The organism is Variovorax sp. P5_A3 (assembly GCF_056400665.1).
Genome location: NZ_JBFUKW010000072.1, coordinates 1 through 816, shown reverse-complemented (window position 1 = coordinate 816; position 816 = coordinate 1). Strand labels below are relative to the sequence as shown.

The window sequence follows — 816 nt, the reverse complement described above, 5'->3', positions numbered from 1 at the left end:
CGAGTGCCGCACGCAGTCCTGCGAAGCCCTCGTGCGCCTGGTAGTCGGCCAGCGACACCGGGTCGGTGATGCCCATGCGCGCGAAGGTGAGCCGCTCCTGCTTCTTCAGGTAGGGGATCTCSTCCGTCAAGCCATGGCCGAGCGCGTGTACCGCGCCTTCGAGGAATCCGGCATCGAACAGGCCGGCGACGTCGTCGACGCTCACCGGGCCGTAGGCGACGCGCCCYGCMGGSGTYGCCACTTCCACCAGCACTTCGAGCCAGAACATGCCGCGCGAGCCGTTGCGCACGATGCGGATGTCCAGCCCGCGCGCGGCGGCTTCTTCGGCGATGCGGCGCGCCACCCGATCGGCGCCGACCGCCAGCGCGGCAGAGTCGCGGGGAACGTAGACGGTGGTCGCGGTCATCGCGCGCTCCCGGCCTCTGCGAGCAAGGCATCGAAGGCTCGCGGYGTCATGCGCGCGTGCGGCTGGTCGTCCAGCATCATCGCGGGCGAGGAGGCACACAGTCCGAGGCAGAACACCGGTTCGAGCGTGAAYGCGCCGTCCCTGGAGGTGCCATGCATCGCACAGCCCAGGTGCTGCTGCGCGTGCGCGACCAGCGCATCAGCCCCCATGGACTGGCAGGCCTCGGCACGACAGATCTGCACCACATGGCGTGCCGCGGGTTCGGCGCGGAAGTGGTGGTAGTACGTGACCACGCCGTRCACTTCGGCGCGCGAGAGATTCAACGCYTCGGCGATCGTCGCCACCGACTGCGCGGGCACATGACCCAGCGCGTCCTGCACGTCATGCAGGATCGGCAGCAGCGCACCGGG

The 816-nt window shown here is 69.9% G+C and carries 1 protein-coding gene and 1 pseudogene; both read right to left on the bottom strand.

The annotated features are described in order from the left end of the window. Positions 1-406: pseudogene (locus AC1D3B_RS36205) on the bottom strand (formate dehydrogenase); the annotation flags it as partial. Beyond that, positions 403-816, bottom strand: a 414-nt coding sequence (locus tag AC1D3B_RS36200; protein WP_478195474.1) for a formate dehydrogenase subunit gamma, incomplete at its 5' end; no start/stop codon positions are given. The pseudogene AC1D3B_RS36205 and the gene AC1D3B_RS36200, both read right to left, overlap by 4 nt.